The organism is Serratia marcescens, assembly GCF_029846115.1.
Taxonomy (GTDB): Bacteria; Pseudomonadota; Gammaproteobacteria; order Enterobacterales; family Enterobacteriaceae; genus Serratia; species Serratia marcescens_L.
Map to the genome: position 1 here is coordinate 2,690,476 of NZ_JARVZZ010000001.1, position 20,159 is coordinate 2,710,634.

General features: G+C 61.2%; 15 protein-coding genes. 7 read left to right on the top strand and 8 right to left on the bottom strand.

What is annotated here, in order from left to right; genetic code table 11:
• Positions 1–13 precede the first annotated feature (13 nt).
• The gene (gene clpA, locus QDT79_RS12645; RefSeq protein ID WP_004928343.1) at positions 14–2,293 is read left to right on the top strand and encodes an ATP-dependent Clp protease ATP-binding subunit ClpA; all 2,280 of its coding nucleotides are present in this window, start codon (positions 14–16) and stop codon (positions 2,291–2,293) included.
• 208 nt (positions 2,294–2,501) lie between these two features.
• Here the strand turns inward: clpA and infA are convergent, their stop codons facing one another.
• The 7 genes from infA to trxB all read right to left on the bottom strand — a co-directional run bounded on the left by infA (position 2,502) and on the right by trxB (position 9,910).
• Positions 2,502–2,720 carry a translation initiation factor IF-1 gene (infA, locus tag QDT79_RS12650; protein ID WP_002211347.1) on the bottom strand — a complete coding sequence of 73 codons (219 nt, stop codon included), beginning with the start codon at positions 2,718–2,720 and terminating at the stop codon, positions 2,502–2,504.
• Between the two features lie 105 nt (positions 2,721–2,825).
• Positions 2,826–3,551, bottom strand: coding sequence for a leucyl/phenylalanyl-tRNA--protein transferase (aat, locus tag QDT79_RS12655; RefSeq protein WP_063989408.1), 726 nt, complete (start codon positions 3,549–3,551; stop codon positions 2,826–2,828).
• A gap of 29 nt (positions 3,552–3,580) precedes the next feature.
• Positions 3,581–5,320, bottom strand: a complete 1,740-nt coding sequence (cydC, locus tag QDT79_RS12660) for a heme ABC transporter ATP-binding protein/permease CydC (protein ID WP_107227711.1) — start codon at positions 5,318–5,320, stop codon at positions 3,581–3,583.
• 2 nt (positions 5,321–5,322) lie between these two features.
• Positions 5,323–7,089, bottom strand: a complete 1,767-nt coding sequence (cydD, locus tag QDT79_RS12665; protein ID WP_308316576.1) for a heme ABC transporter permease/ATP-binding protein CydD — start codon at positions 7,087–7,089, stop codon at positions 5,323–5,325.
• A gap of 175 nt (positions 7,090–7,264) precedes the next feature.
• A complete protein-coding gene (gene gstA / locus QDT79_RS12670) occupies positions 7,265–7,882 on the bottom strand; it encodes a glutathione transferase GstA (RefSeq protein WP_308316577.1) in 618 nt (205 codons plus the stop codon).
• A 93-nt stretch (positions 7,883–7,975) separates the two neighbouring features.
• Positions 7,976–8,863, bottom strand: a complete 888-nt coding sequence (locus QDT79_RS12675) for a LysR family transcriptional regulator (protein ID WP_308316578.1) — start codon at positions 8,861–8,863, stop codon at positions 7,976–7,978.
• A gap of 75 nt (positions 8,864–8,938) precedes the next feature.
• Entirely contained in the window at positions 8,939–9,910 is a 972-nt protein-coding gene (gene trxB, locus QDT79_RS12680; protein ID WP_047727946.1) for a thioredoxin-disulfide reductase, read from the bottom strand.
• A 654-nt stretch (positions 9,911–10,564) separates the two neighbouring features.
• Here trxB and lrp point away from each other — a divergent pair.
• From lrp to serS, 5 genes are all read left to right on the top strand, one after another.
• A complete protein-coding gene (lrp, locus tag QDT79_RS12685) occupies positions 10,565–11,059 on the top strand; it encodes a leucine-responsive transcriptional regulator Lrp (protein ID WP_004928318.1) in 495 nt (164 codons plus the stop codon).
• A gap of 120 nt (positions 11,060–11,179) precedes the next feature.
• Positions 11,180–14,818: a DNA translocase FtsK 4TM domain-containing protein gene (locus tag QDT79_RS12690; RefSeq protein WP_308316579.1), complete on the top strand. Its 3,639-nt coding sequence runs from the start codon at positions 11,180–11,182 to the stop codon at positions 14,816–14,818.
• Positions 14,819–15,016: 198 nt separating this feature from the next.
• On the top strand, positions 15,017–15,628 hold the full coding sequence (gene lolA / locus QDT79_RS12695; protein ID WP_063989414.1) for an outer membrane lipoprotein periplasmic chaperone LolA: 612 nt from the start codon (positions 15,017–15,019) through the stop codon (positions 15,626–15,628).
• A gap of 67 nt (positions 15,629–15,695) precedes the next feature.
• Positions 15,696–16,982, top strand: coding sequence for a replication-associated recombination protein A (locus tag QDT79_RS12700; RefSeq protein ID WP_060421860.1), 1,287 nt, complete (start codon positions 15,696–15,698; stop codon positions 16,980–16,982).
• 109 nt (positions 16,983–17,091) lie between these two features.
• Positions 17,092–18,384, top strand: a complete 1,293-nt coding sequence (gene serS / locus QDT79_RS12705) for a serine--tRNA ligase (protein ID WP_015377321.1) — start codon at positions 17,092–17,094, stop codon at positions 18,382–18,384.
• A 51-nt stretch (positions 18,385–18,435) separates the two neighbouring features.
• Here the strand turns inward: serS and QDT79_RS12710 are convergent, their stop codons facing one another.
• Positions 18,436–18,801, bottom strand: a complete 366-nt coding sequence (locus QDT79_RS12710; protein ID WP_149558728.1) for a DUF1801 domain-containing protein — start codon at positions 18,799–18,801, stop codon at positions 18,436–18,438.
• A gap of 163 nt (positions 18,802–18,964) precedes the next feature.
• Between QDT79_RS12710 and QDT79_RS12715 the strand changes: the two genes are divergently transcribed.
• On the top strand, positions 18,965–20,116 hold the full coding sequence (locus QDT79_RS12715; RefSeq protein WP_033637849.1) for an MFS transporter: 1,152 nt from the start codon (positions 18,965–18,967) through the stop codon (positions 20,114–20,116).
• Positions 20,117–20,159: the final 43 nt, after the last annotated feature.

Here is a 20,159-nt window from a genome sequence, read left to right on the forward strand (position 1 = left end):
TGGGGAGGTGCTTATGCTCAATCAAGAACTGGAACTCAGTCTCAACATGGCTTTCGCCAGGGCGCGTGAGCACAGACACGAGTTTATGACCGTGGAGCACCTGTTGCTGGCGTTGCTGAGCAACCCTGCCGCGCGAGAAGCGCTTGAGGCATGTACGGTGGATCTGGCCGCGTTGCGCCAGGAGCTGGAAGCCTTCATCGAACAAACCACACCGACGCTGCCCGCCGGCGAAGAAGAGCGCGACACTCAGCCGACGCTCAGCTTCCAGCGCGTGCTGCAGCGTGCGGTCTTCCATGTGCAATCTTCCGGCCGCAGCGAAGTGTCCGGCGCCAACGTGTTGGTGGCCATCTTCAGCGAGCAGGAGTCGCAGGCGGCCTATCTGCTGCGCAAACACGACGTCAGCCGTCTCGACGTGGTGAACTTCATTTCACATGGCACGCGTAAAGACGAGCCGGGCCAAGCGCCGAATGCGGAAAACCCGGTGAACGAAGAGCAGTCCGGAGGGGAAGACCGTATGGAAAACTTCACCACCAACCTCAATCAGTTGGCCCGTGTGGGCGGCATCGATCCGTTGATCGGCCGCGATCGTGAGCTGGAGCGCGCGATTCAGGTGCTGTGCCGTCGTCGTAAAAACAACCCGCTGCTGGTCGGCGAATCCGGCGTCGGCAAGACCGCCATCGCCGAAGGCCTGGCCTGGCGTATCGTGCAGGGCGACGTGCCGGAAGTGATGGCGGACTGCACGCTGTATTCGCTGGATATTGGTTCACTGCTGGCCGGCACCAAATACCGCGGCGACTTCGAGAAGCGCTTCAAGGCGCTGCTCAAGCAGCTGGAGCAGGATCAGAACAGCATCCTGTTCATCGATGAAATTCACACCATCATCGGCGCCGGTGCGGCTTCGGGTGGGCAGGTGGATGCCGCCAACCTGATCAAACCGCTGCTGTCGAGCGGCAAAATCCGGGTGATCGGCTCGACCACCTACCAGGAGTTCAGCAACATCTTCGAAAAGGATCGCGCCCTGGCGCGCCGTTTCCAGAAGATCGACATCACTGAACCGACGGCGGAAGAAACCGTTCAGATCATCAACGGCCTGAAGGCCAAGTATGAAGCGCACCACGACGTGCGTTATACCGCCAAGGCGATCCGCGCCGCGGTGGAGCTGTCGGTGAAATACATCAACGATCGTCATCTGCCGGACAAGGCGATCGACGTGATCGACGAGGCGGGTGCCCGCAGCCGGCTGATGCCGGCCAGCAAGCGCAAGAAAACCGTCAACGTGGCTGATATCGAATCCGTGGTGGCGCGCATCGCGCGCATCCCGGAGAAAACCGTGTCGGCCAGCGATCGCGACGTGCTGAGAAACCTGGGCGATCGTTTGAAGATGCTGGTGTTCGGCCAGGATCAGGCGATCGAAGCGTTGACGGAAGCGATCAAGATGAGCCGCGCCGGTCTGGGCCATGAGCGCAAGCCGGTCGGTTCTTTCCTGTTCGCCGGGCCGACCGGGGTCGGGAAAACCGAGGTCACCGTACAGTTGGCCAAGGCGATGGATATCGAGCTGCTGCGTTTCGACATGTCCGAGTATATGGAGCGGCATACCGTCAGCCGTCTGATCGGCGCGCCTCCGGGCTATGTCGGTTACGATCAGGGCGGGCTGCTGACCGATGCGGTGATCAAGCATCCGCATGCGGTGGTGCTGCTCGATGAGATCGAGAAGGCGCACCCGGACGTGTTCAACCTGCTGCTGCAGGTGATGGACAACGGCACGCTGACCGACAACAACGGCCGCAAGGCGGACTTCCGCAATGTGATCCTGGTGATGACCACCAACGCCGGGGTGCGGGAAACCGAACGCAAATCGATCGGCCTGGTGCAGCAGGACAACAGCACCGACGCGATGGAAGAGATCAAGAAGGTGTTTACGCCGGAATTCCGCAACCGTCTGGACAACATCATCTGGTTCAACCATCTTTCTACCGAGGTGATCCAGCAGGTGGTCGACAAGTTTATCGTCGAACTGCAGGCGCAGCTGGATGCGAAGGGCGTCTCGCTGGAAGTGAGCGACGAAGCGCGCGACTGGCTGTCGGTGAAGGGCTACGACCGTGCGATGGGTGCTCGCCCGATGGCGCGCGTCATGCAGGAGAACCTGAAGAAACCGTTGGCCAACGAACTGCTGTTCGGCTCGCTGGTGGACGGCGGTTCCGTGAAGGTCGAGCTGGACAAGGACAAGAAACAGCTGACCTACCACTTCCTCAGCGCCGCCAAGCGCAAGGCGGACGAGGGCGCGGTGCACTAAGAAGGCCGGCTTCAGGCAAAGAAAAAGCGATGCTTTGGCATCGCTTTTTTTATGGGTGAGATTCACCGTACAACAGAAACGAGTGAGCCCTCTCAGTTTACCTGCGCACCTGCAACCCGTTGTATAACGTCGCTGCGGGGGTAAACGGAAAGGGCTCCCGAGGGATTACATCCTCGATGCCGCCAGCATGTGGCGCGCGGTGAGCCGATTAACGGCTACGGAAGACAATGCGGCCTTTGCTCAGGTCGTACGGGGTCAGCTCTACAGTGACTTTGTCGCCCGTCAGGATGCGGATATAGTTTTTACGCATTTTACCGGAGATGTGTGCGGTTACCACGTGCCCGTTTTCCAATTCAACGCGGAACATGGTGTTCGGCAGCGTATCAAGAACGGTGCCCTGCATTTCAATATTGTCTTCTTTGGCCATCGAATCCTCTAGGTCTAACTACCTTAGTTTTTAACCGGCAAGATAATGCCGAAAAACCCCCATTATGTAAAGATGTGTCGGTGAACATTGCACCGTTTCCATCAATTAGTTTACTGGAGAGGGCGGTTCAACCGGCTGTGGGGATATGACTTGCTGCTCCCAGCACGCCGGCGCCAAAGGCCGCCGTTGAAGGGTGCTGAGCTGCTGCAAAAATTGACGGCGCGGAATTTCACGCGCGCCAAGGCGGGCAGTGTGAGCGTTCAGCACCTGGCAGTCAATCAATTCCCCGCCATAAGCGGCAAAATGGCGGCAAAAGGCCATCAATGCGCATTTTGAGGCGTTGGTGACGCGGCTGAACATCGATTCGCCGCAGAACAACGCGCCCTGCGCCACGCCGTACATGCCGCCGACCAGTTGATCATCCTGCCATACCTCCACCGAGTGCGCGTAGCCGAGACGGTGCAGATGCTGATAGGCGCGCTGCACCTCCGGGCCGATCCAGGTGCCTTCATCCGGCCGATGGGCGCAGGCGGCGATCACCGCGGCGAAATCGTGATTGAGCGTGATGCGAAACGGATCGTGGCGTAAAAAGCGCTTCAGACTGCGGTTGAGATGAAACTCGGCCGGGAACAGTACCGCACGCGGATCGGGTGACCACCACAGAATCGCTTCACCCGGCGAATACCACGGGAAAATGCCGCGCTCGTAGGCCGCCAGCAGCCGCGGCGCCGTCAGGTCGCCGCCGATCGCCAGCAGGCCGTTGGGATCGCGCAGGGCGCCCTCAGGCGAGGGAAACGCCAGCGATTGGGGGGAAAGCTTAACGATGCGCATACAGGCTCTCTGCGTCCTCTACGGGCCGATTACGGCGCCAGGTTGCTGATACGGTTGCGAAAGCGGGCATAGCGGCCCTGCCTGCGCATCAGGGTGGCGTGATCGCCCTGTTCGACAATCCGGCCATCGTCCATCACGCAAATGCGGTCGAGATGCTCCAGGCCGTACAGACGGTGCGTCACCAGGATCAGCGTCTTACCCTGACAATGCCGGCGCAGCAGCGCCAGGATCTGCTGCTCGGTTTCGGCGTCCAGCCCTTCGGTCGGTTCGTCGAGCAGCAGCAGCGGGGCAGGGTGCAGCAGCGCGCGGGCAATGCCCAGACGGCGCTGTTCGCCGCCGGACAGCTGCCGGCCGCCTTCGCCCAGCCAGGCGTTCAGCCCGCCGTCGCTGTCCAGCAATTTGCCCAGCCCCACTTGCTGCAGTACGTCGCTCAGGCGAGCGTCGTCGGCATCCGGCGCGGCCAGCCGCAGGTTTTCCCGCAGGGTGTCGCTGAAGATATGCACCCGCTGGCTGACGACCGTGGTCATCCGACGCAGCGTGGTTTCATCATAATCCTCCAGCGGTTCGCCGTTGAGCAGAATGTTGCCGCCGTCGGGGCGCCAGGCGCGGGTCAGCAGCTGCAGCAGGGTGGACTTGCCGCAGCCGGTACGGCCGAGCAAGGCGATGTGTTCGCCGGCCGCGATCTCGAGCGTGACGTCGCGCAATACCGGCTGCGGCTGATCGGGGTAGGTGAAGCTCAGCTGCTGCAGGCTAAGCTGTGCCCGATCGGCGGCGGCCGGGCCAGCGGCCGGGAAGGTGACCTCCGGCTGACGATCGATGATCTGTTTGACCCGTGTGGCGGAGGCAATGACCTGGCCGAGGTGCTGGAAGGCGCCGGCGACCGGCATCAGCGCTTCGAACGACGCCAGCGCGGCGAAGACGAACAGCGCGATCAGCGCGCCGGGCTGGGTTTCGCCGCCGATGCCGGCGGCGGTCAGCCACAGCAGCAGCGTCACCGTCAGCCCGCTGGCGAGGATCATCAGCGCCTGCGCCTTGCCGCTCAGCGAGGCCTGCTGCCACTGGCGGCGTTGCCACCGCTGTTCGGTGGCGTTCAGCGTCTGGCGGAAGTCGTTGACGGCGCCGAACACCACCAGCTCCGCCTGCCCCTGCAGCCAGGCGGTCAGATCGGTACGGTATTGGCCGCGCAGCGCGGTGAGTTGGCCGCCGATCGGTTTACCGGCGCGATAGAACACCGGCGGCACCAGCAGCAACAGCAGCAACAGAATGCCGCCCAGCGTCAGGGCGAGCGCAGGATCGAGCCAGCTCAGGCCGTAGGTGACTACCAGGATCACCACCGCCGCGCTGATCAACGGCGAGATCACCCGCAGATAAAGATGATCCAGCGTGTCCACGTCCGCCACCAGGCGGTTGAGCAGCTCGGCCTGGCGGAAGCGGGCGATGCCCCCCGGCGTCAGCGGCAGGATCTTGCTGAAGGTGAACACCCGCAGATGCGACAGCACGCGGAAGGTGGCGTCGTGGCTGACGACTCGCTCGGCATAGCGCCCGGCAGTGCGGAAGATTGCCGCGCCGCGCACGCCGGCGGCCGGCAGCATGTAGTTGAAGGTCAACAGGCCCGCCAATCCGGCCAGCGACGAGGCGGCCAGGAACCAGCCGGAGAGCGCCAGCAGGCCGATGCTGGCCAGCAGAGTGACGATCGCCAAAAGGATGCCCAGGCTAATCAGCAGGCTATGGCGGCGATACAACGCCAAAAACGGCAGCAAAACGCGCATGATTAAAGCTCCCCGCGGCGATGGGCGATCAGAGTGGCAAACAGGCCCGGCTGGGCGCTGAGGGTGGCGTAATCGCCCTGTTGCACGATGCGCCCGTTATCCATCACCCAAATCTGATCGTAGTCTTCGGTGTCTTCCAGCTGGTGCGTTACCAGCAGGGTGGTTTGCTGATGCGAAGCGGCGTTCAACGCCTGCATCACCCGCTGTTCACTGTGGGCATCGAGGCTGGCGGCCGGTTCATCCAGCAGCAGCAGACTGCGCGGGCCGATCAGCGCCCGGGCGACCGCCACGCGCTGCGCCTGACCGACCGACAGGCGGGCGGCGTTGTCGCCCACTTCGGTGTCGAGCCCCTGCGGCAGATAAGGGAGCAGTTCGCTGACGTAGGCGTGTTCCACCGCCTGCTGCAGCTGCACTTCGTCGGCCTGCGGGCAGCCCAGTAGGATATTGGCGCGCAGGGTTTGCGCCGGCAGGTGCGGGTTCTGGCCGACCCAGCTCAGCTGCTGGCGCCAGGTTTCGGCGGACAGTTCACGCAGCTCAATGCCGTTGACGCTCAATGATCCGCGATAGGGCAGGAAGCCGAGCAGCAGATTCAGCAGCGAGCTTTTGCCGGCGCCGCTTAGCCCGACCAGCGCCACGCGCTGCTGCGGTTGTAGGGTAAAGCTCAGCGGCCCGGCCAGCAGCACGCCGTTCGGCGACAGGATTTCCAACGCGTTCGCCTGCAGCGTCAGCGGTTGATCGGCGGGCAGTTGCCGCGTGCCGTTGCCCATCTGCTCGCCTTCGGCGCTGAGGAAGGTTTCCAGCGCTTCCGCCGCGCCGATCGCCTGCGCTTTGGCATGGTAGAAGGTGCCGAGATCGCGCAGCGGTTGGAAAAACTCCGGCGCCAGAATCAACACCAGAAAACCGGAAAACAGCGTCACGCCGAGGCCGTAGCTGCCGAAGTTGAGTTCGCCGAGGTAGGAAAAGCCGAAGTACACCGCCACCACGGCGATGGAGATCGAGGCGAAGAACTCCAGCACGCCGGAAGAGAGGAAGGCCAGGCGCAGCACTTCCATGGTGCGGCTGCGGAAGTCTTCGGAGGATTTGGCGATCTGCGCGGTTTCGGCCTGCGCGCGGTCGAACAGTCGCAGGGTGTCCAGGCCGCGCAGGCGGTCGAGGAAATTGCCGCTCAATCGCGCCAGCGCCACGAAGTTGCGGCGGTTGGCATCGGCGGCTCCCATGCCGACCAGCGCCATAAACAGCGGGATTAGCGGCGCGGTCGCCAGCAGAATGATGCCTGCGGCCCAATTGATCGGGAAGACGGCGATCAGGATCAGCAGCGGGATGAAGACCGCCAGATACATCTGCGGCAGATAGCGCGAGTAATAATCCTGCATATCCTCGATCTGCTCGACGATGATGCTGGCCCAGCTGCCCGCCGGTTTGCCTTGGATCCAGGCCGGGCCGAGCTGCTGCAGCTTATCCAGTACCTGTTGGCGCATGCGCTGGCGGATCACCTGGCCACACAGGAAGCCGATCCGTTCCCGCAGCCAGCTCAACAGTGCCCGCAACGCGAACGCGGCGGCCAGCCAGATGAACGAAGGGATCAGCTGTTCGCGCGGGGTATGCTCGATGATCAGGGCGTGCAGCAGGCTGGCCAGCAGCCAGGCCTGCGCCACGATCAGCAGGCCGCTGAAGAGCCCCAACAGCATGGAAAGGCGCAGCCAACGCTGCGCTAACGAACTCTGGGTTTTAAGCCAACGGGTTAACTGTTGCTGTCTGGTTTTTTTCATCAGATATGCGTCTGCGTCGCCGGCGCCCGTTTGTTACGGGCTGGGTTAACGTACTGTTAAATAATAGTGTTTGGCGCAATCGGCGACAAACAAGCGAGGTCCCATGTTACCTCGTCACCCGGCAGACTGAAAATAATAAAGCGGCCAAATGTGGCTATAACAGACGCGTTACCGACTATTTGACTTCCTCACTCACGGCCTCGGCTTCCAGAGCGGCGCGCACCGACGCTCGCTCTGCGATCCGCGCCATATAATGCTGGAGCGGCGGCCACTCGCTCAGCGAAATCTCGAAGCGCGCCATCCAGCGCAACACGGTAAACAGATAAGCGTCAGCGACGCTGAAATGCGCTTCTAGCAGATAGGTTTGTGGTGCCAAAGCTTGCGCGAGGTAACTCAATCGCCGCCTCAACTTATCGCGCAGCAATGCCTTGGCGACGTCGGGCAGAGCGTCATTGAATAAAGGGGCGGCACCGGCATGGATCTCGCTGGTGATGAAATTAAGCCATTCCTGCAGCCGTACCCGCTCAAAGGCCGTCGGTGGCGGCGCAAGCCGGCGCTCTGGGCGCAGGTCGGCGAGGTATTGAACGATAGCGGGGCCTTCGGTGATCACGTTACCGTCATCCAGTTGCAGGGCGGCGACGTAACCTTTGGGGGTGATGCGATAGAAGTCCTCACCGTCGGCGCAGCGCTTGCTGCGATTGTTCACCCTGACCAGGGTGAAGGGGAGCGCTAATTCGCGCAGGACGATATGTGGGGCAAGCGAGCACGCATCGGGAGCAAAATACAGCTTCATGCTATTTCCTTGTGGGTTAATGAGAACGCTCGCCACAGCATGCCGACACCGATGCCAGCGGGAAAATGGAAATTTCAGAAAGCCGCTATTAGCTCAGCGACTGGCCAGAGTTTGCTCCTGTTCTCGCAGGTAACTCAGCAGGGTTTGGACGGGGGGCAGGGCCGCCGCCTCGGATGAGTACGCGAGGCCGAAACGGCGATAAATCGGCGCAACGAGCGGCAGAGTGCAAACCCCAAGCGCGTCGGGCGGGATCACGGACGCGGGCATCAGCGTGACGCCCGTGCCTTCCCTGACCAGCGTAAATGCCGTTTGCCAATCGCTGACGGTGGCGCGGATATCGGCCAGCGCCAAACCTGACTGCTGCGCCAAGCGTAGCGCATTCACATCACAGCCGCCGGTCGCCAGGATAAAAGGCAGCCGGAACAGGGCATCCAGCGCCACCGGCCGCCGCGCTCGCGCCAGCGGGTGCGCGCTGGGCACGACCGCCAGCCAGGCATCCTCCCCCAAAGGAAAGCACAGCCGCTCCGGCGCCGGATTGAGCACCACGCCGATGTCAGCCGTCGCCGATGCTAACCAGCTCTCCACTTCGTGGTCGGTGCCCTCGAGCGTAATCAGCTCAATGTCGGGGTACAGACGGCGAAATTTGCGCAGCAGCGGCGGCAACAGTTTGCTGAATGCCGACGGGAAACTGGCCAGGCGTATTTTGCCCGCGTGCGCGTTGCCGGCTTGTTGCGCACATTGCTGAATGGCCCGCAGTGCTTCCAACATCGTGCGGGCATGGGCGACGATCTGCAGGCCGCTTTGGGTCAGGACGACATTGTGCGGTTGGCGAACCAAAAGCCGGGTGCTCAGCATTGTCTCCAGTTGAGCGATGGCCTGGCTGGCGGCAGACTGCGTCATACCGCAGAGCGCCGCAGCCTGAGTGATGGTGCCGCTGTCGGCGACGGCAACCAGCAGGCGCCAGTGAAGAAGATTATGCATCGGCGTGCATCCTCTTGAGGAGCGAAGACAAAAAAAGCGGCCCGAGAGCCGCTTTTTGCTGGTGGTGAGAAAGCCTTAGCAGACTTCTGCGCCGGCGATGCCGTCCAGGTAACGCTCTGCGTCCAGCGCCGCCATACAGCCGGTGCCGGCGGAGGTGATCGCCTGGCGGTAAATGTGATCCATCACGTCGCCTGCGGCGAAGACGCCGGGGATAGTGGTTTGGGTCGCATTGCCGTGAATGCCGGACTGCACCTTGATGTAGCCGTTTTCCAGCTCCAGCTGGCCGCCGAAGATGCCGGTGTTCGGGCTGTGGCCGATAGCGATGAACACGCCGGCCAGCTCCAGTTCACGGGTTTCGTTTTCCGCTTTGGTGCTGCGGATACGCACGCCGGTCACGCCCATTTCATCGCCCAGCACTTCGTCCAGCGTATGGTCGGTGTGCAGCACGATGTTGCCGCTTTTCACTTTTTCCATCAGCCGGTCGATCAGGATCTTCTCCGAGCGGAAGCTGTCGCGGCGGTGGATCAGGTGAACTTCGGCGGCGATGTTGGACAGGTACAGCGCTTCTTCAACGGCGGTGTTGCCGCCGCCGACCACTGCGACTTTCTGGTTGCGGTAGAAGAAACCGTCGCAGGTCGCACAGGCGGAAACGCCTTTGCCCTTGAACGCGTCTTCGGAAGGCAGGCCAAGGTAGCGGGCGGAGGCGCCGGTCGCGATGATCAGCGCGTCGCAGCTGTATTCACCGCTGTCGCCGAACAGGCGGAACGGACGCTGCTGCAGATCGACGCTGTTGATGTGATCGAAGACGATTTCAGTCTGGAACTTCTCCGCATGCTCGCGCATGCGCTCCATCAGCGCCGGGCCGGTCAGGCCTTCGGCGTCGCCCGGCCAGTTTTCCACTTCGGTGGTGGTGGTCAGCTGGCCGCCTTGTTCCATACCGGTGATCAGCACCGGGCTCAGGTTGGCGCGCGCCGCGTAAACGGCGGCGGTGTAACCGGCCGGGCCGGAGCCCAGAATCAGTAATTTGCTATGTTTAGCCGTGCCCATGAATAACCTCTTTATTCCACAATGGCGGACAATGGAACCGATTGTAGGGAAAATGGCGCAGTAAAAAAAGCGCCGGGCGACGTTGTTAACGATTTGTATGATAGTTGTCGCCTATTAATGCACCCGCTGTTGGCAAATCGCACGCCAAACGCAGAAATTTACCTTATCAAAGCCGCATTCGGCCACTGAATCACCAACCGCGCAAAAACGGCGCATTCTGCGACTTGAGCCGCTCCTGGCTGGGGTTTACCAACCAGCGATTCATAACCAAAAATGGGATGCAGACTTTTCGTGACGGTACGTTGTTCTGATTTTGCTTCTTTTACTTTGACAATCCGCTGCGCATTTGCGAAAACATCATAGGAAGAAGAAATTATCCCCGTAACACCAGCAAATCGTACGTATTTGCGCCGCGAGGCGGCAATGCGCGGTGGGTTTGCGGAGCAGGGCGCGCAAGCGTTTGCTGATTTTTTCTCGACCTAAACGTCGTTACCGGCGTCGCGCGGGGTTGGACAGACAGGCTGTGCGGCGTGGAATGATGGTAGTGAAGAAGCATATGACAGGCATCGGGTCTTCGCTTGGAACGAACCCTTACACATTGACGTTGGCTAGGGTGTGGCAAGTGCACGGAAGAAAATAAGAGAGACAATAATAATGGCAGACAACAAGAAACGCCCGGGTAAAGATCTTGACCGTATCGACCGCAACATCCTGAATGAGCTGCAGAAGGATGGGCGTATTTCGAACGTCGAGCTTTCGAAGCGCGTGGGGTTATCCCCGACACCATGTTTAGAACGCGTGCGCCGTCTCGAGCGCCAGGGTTTCATTCATGGCTATACCGCATTGCTTAACCCGCATTATCTGGATGCGTCCCTGTTGGTTTTCGTGGAAATCACGCTGAACCGCGGCGCGCCGGATGTGTTTGAGCAATTCAACTCGGCAGTGCAGAAGCTTGAAGAGATTCAGGAGTGTCATCTGGTTTCCGGTGATTTCGACTACCTGTTGAAAACCCGCGTACCGGACATGTCGGCTTACCGCAAATTGCTGGGCGAAACCTTGCTGCGTTTGCCGGGGGTCAACGACACCCGTACCTATGTAGTGATGGAAGAAGTGAAACAGAGTAACCGTCTGGTTATCAAAACACGGTAAGGTGCAGGTGCAAAACCTGATTAAATTGGTTACACTCCTGTTTATTCATACAGTTTCGGCGCCGGGGAAGCTTCTCGGCGCTGTTGCTATGTCAGCTAACAGGAACCTGGAGAGCCTTTCTTGAGCCAGGAATATACAGAAGATAAAGAAGTTACCCTGAAAAGACTCAGCAGTGGCCGGCGTTTGCTGGAGGCTGTGCTTATCGTGGTAGCGATTTTTGCCGTTTACCTCATGGCTGCGCTGGTCAGTTTCAACCCGTCTGACCCAAGCTGGTCGCAGACCGCGTGGCATGAGCCGATTCACAATTTGGGCGGCGGTGTCGGGGCCTGGTTGGCCGACACGCTGTTCTTCACCTTCGGGGTGCTCGCTTACGCGATACCACCGATCATGCTGATCCTGTGCTGGGCGGCCTATCGCCAGCGCGGCAACAGAGACTACATCGACTATTTCGCGCTCTCCCTGCGCCTGATCGGCACCCTGGCGTTAGTGCTCACCTCCTGCGGGCTGGCGGCGCTGAACGTTGACGATCTCTATTACTTCGCTTCCGGCGGCGTGATCGGCAGCCTGCTGAGCAACGCCATGTTGCCGTGGTTCAACGGCATCGGCGCCACGCTGGCGCTGCTGTGCGTGTGGGCGGCGGGGTTGACGCTGTTTACCGGCTGGTCCTGGCTGGTCATCGCCGAGAAGATAGGCGGGGCGGTGCTGGGCGTCGCGACAGTGATGACCAACCGCTCACGCCGCGAAGAGCGCTATTTCGAGGATGACGAGCGTTACGTTGACGACGAGCCTGAGCAGGCAGGGAAGGGCGCCGCAGCCGCGGTTGCCGCGACCGCCGCCGGCGCCGCGGTTGCCGATGACGACGTGCTGTTCTCCGCGCCTTCGGTCACCGAAAGCGCCAAAGAGGCGGCGGAAGACGCCGCCGATCCGTTGCTCAGCGGCCTGCGTGCCGACGATGGTGAGGTTGAAACCGACGCCGCGCCAATCACGCCGGCGGCTTCGCCTGCACCAGCGGTAAAGGCAGAGATCCACGAGCCCGTTGCCGCACCGATCGCCACACAGGCGCCGTCGGTAACGGTGGCGCCGGCCGCGCCGGCCTCGGTCAATCAGCACCCGGTGAGCGCCCCGGCGCAAGACGCCACGCCGCCGCTGTATTCCTTCGAGATCCCGGAAGAAACGCCTGTACCTAAGGCGACGCGCCCTGTCGATCCTTATCAGGATGACGATGAGCCGCGCCTGGGCAATTGGCAAGAGCCGGCTGCACCGCAGCCGCCGGCGCGTTCTCCCTTTGATTTTACCGCCGCGCAGCGCGATAGCGTCGACATCGGTGGTTCGGACGGTTTCAGCGCTACCGGTGCCAAGCCACAGCTGGATACGGCAGCCGCTGCTGCTGCAGGTACCGCGGCGGCGACCTTTATGCCGGCCTTCACGGCGACCAGCGACAGCAATTCGCAGGTTAAACAGGGCATCGGCCCTGAGCTGCCGCGGCCGAATCCGGTACGTATTCCGACCCGTCGTGAGCTGGCCTCATACGGCATCAAGCTGCCTTCGCAGCGTGCGGCCGAGCAGGAACAGCGCCAGGCGGAGCCTCAACAGCCGACGGCGGTGAATCCGCAGGAAGAAGAGGCGCAGCAAGAAGCCGCGCTGCGCCAGGCGTTCGCCACGCAGCAAAGCCAGCGCTATGGCGAAAGCTACGAGCCGGAGCAGGATGATGAAAATGCTCAGCAGGAAGCCGAGCTGAGCAAGGCGTTCGCCGAACAACAGAACCAACGTTACGGTGAAATCCAACAAGACGATGAAGAGGCGCGGCAAGAGGCTGCGCTGCGCCAGGCGTTCGCCGAGCAGCAGCAGGCGCGTTATGGTCAGCAAGAGACTGCCCCGCAGGCGCCTGCCGCCAGCCCGGTCGATACCCGCAATGCTTTCAGCTTCTCGCCGATGGCGGATCTGGTGGACGATGGCCCGAGCGAGCCGATGTTCACGCTGTCCCCGCAGCTTGAAGAGCGCATTGAACAGCAAAGTGAGCAAGAGGATGACGTGCCATTCGGCCAGTTTGAGCCTGTGGCACCGGCTGTTCAACCTCAGCAATCGCACTCACAGCCTCAACAATACCAGCAGCCGCAACAGCAGTATCAACAGCCGTCGCCGCAGCAATATCAGCAGCCACAGCAACCGGTGCAGCCGCAGTCTCAGCAAGCACCGGCCGAGCAACATCCGGCGATGGACAGCTTGATTCACCCGTTCCTGATGCGCAACGATCAGCCGCTGCAGAAGCCGACCACGCCGCTGCCGACGCTGGATCTGCTGACCGAAGCGCCGAAAGAGGTGGAGCCGGTCGATTCCTTCGCGCTGGAACAGAAGGCGCGCCTGGTGGAGGCCAGTTTGGCCGATTACCGCGTAAAAGCCGACGTGGTGGATATCCTGCCGGGGCCGGTCATCACCCGCTTCGAGCTGGATCTGGCGCCGGGCGTTAAAGCGGCGCGCATTTCCAACCTGTCGCGCGATCTGGCGCGGTCGCTGTCGACTTCGGCGGTGCGCGTGGTGGAAGTGATCCCCGGTAAGCCTTATGTCGGTCTGGAGCTGCCGAACGCCAAGCGGCAAACGGTGTATCTGCGCGAAGTGCTGGATTGCCCGGCCTTCCGTGACAACCCGTCGCCGTTGTCCATCGTATTGGGTAAAGACATCTCCGGTGAACCGGTGGTGGCCGATCTGGGCAAAATGCCTCACTTGCTGGTCGCCGGTACCACCGGTTCCGGTAAGTCGGTCGGGGTCAACGCCATGATCCTGAGCATCCTGTATAAAGCCACGCCGAAAGAAGTGCGCTTTATCATGATCGACCCGAAAATGCTGGAGCTGTCGGTCTATGAAGGCATTCCGCACCTGTTGACCGATGTGGTGACCGACATGAAAGACGCCGCCAATGCGCTGCGTTGGTGCGTGGGTGAAATGGAACGCCGCTACAAGCTGATGTCTGCCCTGGGCGTGCGTAACCTGGCCGGTTACAACGAACGCGTCGATCAGGCCGAAGCGATGGGGCGGCCGATCCCGGATCCGTTCTGGAAGCCGACCGACAGCATGGATATCACGCCGCCGGTGCTGGAGAAAGAGCCGTACATCGTGGTAATGGTCGACGAGTTCGCCGATCTGATCATGACGGTCGGCAAGAAGGTCGAAGAGTTGATCGCCCGCCTGGCGCAGAAAGCGCGTGCGGCGGGTATCCACCTGGTGCTGGCGACCCAGCGTCCGTCGGTGGATGTGATCACGGGTCTTATCAAGGCCAACATCCCGACGCGTATCGCCTTTACCGTGTCGAGCAAGATCGACTCCCGCACCATCCTCGATCAGGGGGGCGCCGAGTCCTTGCTGGGTATGGGCGACATGCTCTATCTGGCGCCGAACTCTTCCATTCCGGTGCGTGTACATGGTGCATTCGTGCGCGATCAGGAAGTGCATGCGGTGGTCAAGGATTGGAAAGCGCGCGAGCGGCCCCAATATAAAGAGGGTATTCTCAGCGGCGGTGAAGACGGCGAGGGCGGTGCCGGCGGCGGTATGGATGGCGACGAAGAGCTGGATCCGCTGTTTGATCAGGCGGTGGATTTCGTGGTGGATAAACGCCGTGCCTCCATCTCCGGCGTGCAGCGCCAGTTCCGTATCGGCTATAACCGCGCGGCGCGCATCATCGAACAGATGGAAGCGCAAGGCATCGTCAGCGAGCAGGGGCACAACGGCAACCGTGAGGTGCTGGCGCCGCCACGGCACGATTGATGGTCGTTTAGCCATTGCAATTCAATAAGAAAGGGCCGCTTAAGCGGCCCTTGTGCAAAGAAGCGTAAACCCGTTTCTTCTCGGAACATTGGCCTACCGGACGATCGCCGGCTTCGGGTAAAGTAACCGGGTAGAGGGTTGATTTGACCCGCACGGCGTCGCCCTGCGGTTAACGCATTTCATAAGGTATCTGGAATAATGAAAAAACTGTTAGTTGCCTGCTGTCTGCTTTCGGGATTCGCGTCTACCTCCGTGCTGGCCGATGCCGCACAGGATCTGCAAAGTCGCCTGGCGAAGGTGAACAGTTTCCACGCCAGCTTCTCGCAAACCGTGACCAGCGCCGACGGTGCAGCGGTGCAACAGGGGGAAGGCGAGCTGTGGGTGAAGCGGCCAAACCTCTTCAACTGGCACATGACGTCGCCCGATGAGAGCGTGCTGGTCTCCGATGGCCAGACTCTGTGGTTCTACAACCCGTTCGTCGAGCAGGTGACGGCGACCTGGCTGAAGAACGCCACCGGCAATACGCCGTTTATGCTGATCACCCGCAATAATGCCAGCGACTGGAAACAGTACAACGTGAAGCAAAAGGGCGATGATTTCGAGCTGACGCCGAAGTCCGCCAGCGGCAACCTGAAGCAGTTCGCCATCAGCGTGACCAACAGCGGTACCATTCGCAGCTTCGCTGCGGTGGAGCAGGATGGCCAGCGTAGTTCCTACGCGCTGAAAAGCCAGCAGAACGTTGCCGCCGATCCGGCCAAATTCAAATTTACCCCGCCGAAGGGGGTGACGCTGGACGACCAGCGCCAGTGAGGTGCAAGTGAGTAATAATCTGTCGCTCGATTTTTCCCAGAACGAGTTCCAGCCATTGGCCGCGCGTATGCGGCCAACCACGCTGGCGCAGTATATCGGCCAACAGCACCTGCTGGCCGCCGGCAAGCCGCTGCCGCGTGCCATCGAGGCCGGGCAGCTGCACTCGATGATTTTATGGGGGCCGCCGGGCACCGGGAAGACGACGCTGGCAGAGCTGATCGGCCGTTACGGTCAGGCGGATGTCGAACGGATCTCCGCCGTGACCTCCGGTATCAAGGAGATCCGCGAGGCGATCGAGCGGGCGCGACAAAACCGCGACGCCGGCCGCCGCACTATTCTGTTCGTCGACGAAGTGCACCGCTTCAACAAAAGTCAGCAGGACGCTTTCCTGCCGCACATTGAAGACGGCACCATCACCTTTATCGGCGCCACCACCGAAAACCCGTCGTTCGAGCTGAACTCGGCGCTGTTGTCCCGTGCCCGCGTTTACCTGCTGAAGGCGCTGACCGCCGAGGATATCGGCCAGGTGCTGGATCAGGCGATGGGCGACAAGGCGCGCGGCTTTGGCAATCAGAACGTCGAGCTGCCGGCGGAAACGCGCCGCCTGCTGTCGGAGCTGGTGGGCGGCGACGCGCGCCGGGCGCTGAACAGCCTGGAAATGATGGCGGACATGGCGGAGTTAGACGCCAAAGGCGTGCGGGTGCTGACACCGGAGCTGCTGAAAGAGGTGTCGGGCGAACGCAGCGCGCGCTTCGACAACAAGGGCGACCGTTATTACGACCTGATTTCCGCGCTGCATAAATCGGTGCGCGGCTCGGCACCGGACGCGGCGCTGTATTGGTATGCGCGCATCATTACCGCCGGCGGCGATCCGCTCTACGTGGCGCGCCGTCTGTTGGCGATTGCCTCTGAAGACGTGGGCAACGCCGATCCGCGCGGCATGCAGGTGGCGATCGCCGCCTGGGATTGCTTCACTCGCGTGGGGCCGGCGGAGGGCGAGCGCGCCATCGCGCAGGCGATCGTCTACCTGGCCTGCGCACCGAAGAGCAACGCGGTTTACACCGCGTTCAAGGCTGCCATGCGCGACGCCAAAGAGCAGGCCGATTATGACGTACCGGAGCACCTGCGCAACGCGCCGACCAAGCTGATGAAGGAGATGGGGCTGGGAGCGGAGTACCGTTACGCCCACGACGAACCCAACGCCTACGCCGCCGGCGAGAACTATTTCCCGCCTGAAATGGCCCATACGCGCTACTATCAACCCACCTCGCGCGGGCTGGAAGGGAAAATCGGCGAAAAGTTGGCATGGCTGGCTGAGCAGGATCAAAATAGCCCGACAAAACGCTACCGCTAGCGAGGCCGTTGCGGTAAGGTTAGCGGGTATCACTCTTCTTTTATGCGGCTATAAATCAGCCGCATAGAACAACAACACTTCTTTCAATAACAACAAGCACAGGATTAGCATGCTCGATCCCAATCTGCTGCGTAATGAGCTAGACGCAGTCGCCGTCAAACTGGCTCGCCGAGGCTTTAAACTCGATCTGGATCTGCTGCGTTCGCAGGAAGAACGTCGCAAAGTTCTGCAGGTAGAAACTGAAACGCTGCAAGCGGAACGCAACTCCCGATCGAAATCCATCGGCGCGGCCAAAGCGCGTGGGGAAGATATCGAGCCGCTGCGTCGCGAAGTGAACGAGCTGGGTGACAAGCTGGATGCCGCCAAGGCGGCGTTGGATGCGCTGCAGAGCGAGATCCGCGATTACGCCCTGACGCTGCCTAACCTGCCGGACGACGCCGTGCCGGATGGTAAAGACGACAGTGAAAACCTGGAAGTGACCCGCTGGGGCGAACCGCGCCAGTACGACTTCGCGGTGCGCGATCACGTCGACCTGGGCGAAATGGCCGGCGGGCTGGATTTTGCCGCCGCGGTTAAGCTGACCGGTTCGCGCTTCGTAGTGATGAAAGGGCAAATCGCCCGCATGCACCGCGCGCTGTCTCAGTTCATGCTGGATCTGCACACCGAGCAGCACGGCTACCTGGAGGCCTACGTGCCTTATCTGGTCAACCACGCCACGCTGTATGGCACCGGCCAGCTGCCGAAGTTCGGCGAAGACCTGTTCCATACCCGTCCGCTGGAAGAAGAAGCCGACAGCAGCAACTACGCGCTGATCCCAACGGCGGAAGTGCCGCTGACCAACCTGGTGCGCGACGAGATCGTGGAAGAGGAAACTCTGCCGCTGAAGATGACCGCACACACGCCATGCTTCCGTGCGGAAGCCGGTTCTTACGGCCGCGACACCCGTGGTTTGATCCGCATGCACCAGTTCGACAAGGTCGAGATGGTGCAGATCGTTCGTCCGGAAGATTCGATGGATGCCCTGGAAGAGCTGACCGGCCACGCGGAAAAAGTGCTGCAGCTGCTGAACCTGCCTTACCGCAAGGTGCTGCTGTGCACCGGCGACATGGGCTTCGGTGCGTGCAAAACTTACGATCTGGAAGTGTGGCTGCCGGCGCAGGATACCTACCGCGAGATCTCGTCCTGCTCCAACATGTGGGATTTCCAGGCGCGTCGCATGCAGGCGCGCTGCCGCAGCAAAGCCGACAAGAAACCGCGTCTGGTTCACACCCTGAACGGCTCCGGCCTAGCGGTTGGTCGTACGCTGGTGGCGGTGCTGGAAAACTACCAGCAGGCCGACGGCCGCATTCAGGTGCCTGAAGTGCTGCGTCCTTATATGGGCGGCCTGGAATATATCGGCTAAACGGCAAACCACGAAAAAAGCGCCTACGGGCGCTTTTTTTATGTCGAGAATTCAGCCCGTAGTCAGCGCATAAGCCTGTTGAATGTAGTCCGCCAGATGCTTGCTTTTCACCTCGGCGGGCGAGTGGAGCTTGATGTGCCGCCGATATTGGCCGCTGCCTTCGAGCTGGTGATGACTGTCTGCCAGCCGGTAGCCGTGGCCGAACTCCACCGTGACGTGGTGGCGGTAGGCGAAAACGCCGCAGAAAAATTGGCCATGCGAGAACATGATACCGCCGTATTTGACCGATTCGGTGACGCCGTTGCCGCTCGCCGCAGCGATCCTGCGCACCTGCTGCACGATGGCCAGCAGCTCACCGTGCGTGCTGCCGATGTCCGCCAGCAGGGCCTCTACCGCCGCATCATTTGCCTGACTCATCTTGCCTCTCTGTCGTCAAATTCGCTCTGCGCTGAGCATAGCGCTTTTTCAGCCGGTTAGCCGGAAACAAATCGTGCGGTGGAACGATAAGAGGCGATTGACTTTTTTATCGCCAGTGGCATGATGCGCGCACTCTCATTGCGCGTTCGGTCACAATTTCACTATGTCCGCATACTCCCGCCCAGTGCTCTTATTGCTCTGCGGCCTCTTGCTGCTCACGGTATCCATTGCCGTTTTGAATACGTTAGTGCCTCTTTGGTTAACCCATGCTCAGCTGTCGACCTGGCAGGTGGGAATGGTCAGCTCCTCTTATTTCAGCGGCAACCTATTGGGCACGCTGGTGGCGGGCAAACTGATCCAGCGCGTCGGCTTTACCCGCAGCTATCATCTTTCTTGTCTGGTGTTCGCCGCCGCGACCGCCGGCATGGTGCTGTCGATCGATTTTTGGAGCTGGCTGGGCTGGCGCTTCTTCGCCGGCGTCGGTTGCGCTTGGATCTGGGTGATCGTGGAGAGCGCGCTGTTGCGCAGCGGCAATCTGAGCAACCGCGGCCAGCTGCTGGCGGCCTATATGATCGTTTATTACCTCGGTACGGTGACCGGCCAATTGCTGTTGAGCATGACCTCGACCGAATTGCTGCACGTGGTGCCGTGGGTGACCGCCATTGTGATCAGCGCCATGCTGCCGATGCTGTTTGCGCGGGTCAACCGCCATGAAGACGAGCCGCAGCAGGCGGCGGTGTGGACAATGCTGAGACGCCGCAGCGCGCGTCTCGGCATCAATGGCTGCATCATCTCCGGCATCGTGCTCGGTTCGCTGTACGGCCTGATGCCGCTGTACCTCTCCCATCAGGGCATGAGCGATGCCAACGTCGGTTACTGGATGGCGCTGCTGGTCAGCTCCGGCATCGTCGGCCAATGGCCGGTCGGTCGCCTGGCCGATCGATACGGGCGCCTGCTGGTGCTGCGCATTCAGGTGTTCGTGGTGATCCTGGCCAGCGTGGCGATGCTCGGCAACTACGCCATGGCGCCTTCGCTGTTCATCCTCGGCTGCGCCGGCTTTACCCTGTACCCGGTGGCGATGTCCTGGGCCTGCGAGAAGGCGCTGCCGCACGAGTTGGTGGCGATGAACCAGGCGCTGTTGATGAGCTACACCATCGGCAGCCTGCTGGGCCCGTCGATGACGGCGCTGCTGATGCAAAACTACTCCGACCGCGTGCTGTTCGTGATGATCGCCGCCGTGGCGCTGGTTTACCTGCTGATGCTGTTGAAAAAGCAGAAGCCGGATCACCATCACACGCCGTTCGCCGCCGCCTGAGCATAAAAAAACCGGCCATGAGCCGGTTTTTCTTTGGCGCCGC

Coding starts and splice junctions, on each gene's coding strand:
- clpA (WP_004928343.1), top strand. CDS start 14: ATGCTCAATCAAGAACTGGAACTCAGTCTCAACATGGCTTTCGCCAGG.
- infA (WP_002211347.1), bottom strand. CDS start 2,720: ATGGCCAAAGAAGACAATATTGAAATGCAGGGCACCGTTCTTGATACG.
- aat (WP_063989408.1), bottom strand. CDS start 3,551: ATGCGCATCGTTAAGCTTTCCCCCCAATCGCTGGCGTTTCCCTCGCCT.
- cydC (WP_107227711.1), bottom strand. CDS start 5,320: ATGCGCGTTTTGCTGCCGTTTTTGGCGTTGTATCGCCGCCATAGCCTG.
- cydD (WP_308316576.1), bottom strand. CDS start 7,089: ATGAAAAAAACCAGACAGCAACAGTTAACCCGTTGGCTTAAAACCCAG.
- gstA (WP_308316577.1), bottom strand. CDS start 7,882: ATGAAGCTGTATTTTGCTCCCGATGCGTGCTCGCTTGCCCCACATATC.
- QDT79_RS12675 (WP_308316578.1), bottom strand. CDS start 8,863: ATGCATAATCTTCTTCACTGGCGCCTGCTGGTTGCCGTCGCCGACAGC.
- trxB (WP_047727946.1), bottom strand. CDS start 9,910: ATGGGCACGGCTAAACATAGCAAATTACTGATTCTGGGCTCCGGCCCG.
- lrp (WP_004928318.1), top strand. CDS start 10,565: ATGGCAGACAACAAGAAACGCCCGGGTAAAGATCTTGACCGTATCGAC.
- lolA (WP_063989414.1), top strand. CDS start 15,017: ATGAAAAAACTGTTAGTTGCCTGCTGTCTGCTTTCGGGATTCGCGTCT.
- QDT79_RS12700 (WP_060421860.1), top strand. CDS start 15,696: ATGCGGCCAACCACGCTGGCGCAGTATATCGGCCAACAGCACCTGCTG.
- serS (WP_015377321.1), top strand. CDS start 17,092: ATGCTCGATCCCAATCTGCTGCGTAATGAGCTAGACGCAGTCGCCGTC.
- QDT79_RS12710 (WP_149558728.1), bottom strand. CDS start 18,801: ATGAGTCAGGCAAATGATGCGGCGGTAGAGGCCCTGCTGGCGGACATC.
- QDT79_RS12715 (WP_033637849.1), top strand. CDS start 18,965: ATGTCCGCATACTCCCGCCCAGTGCTCTTATTGCTCTGCGGCCTCTTG.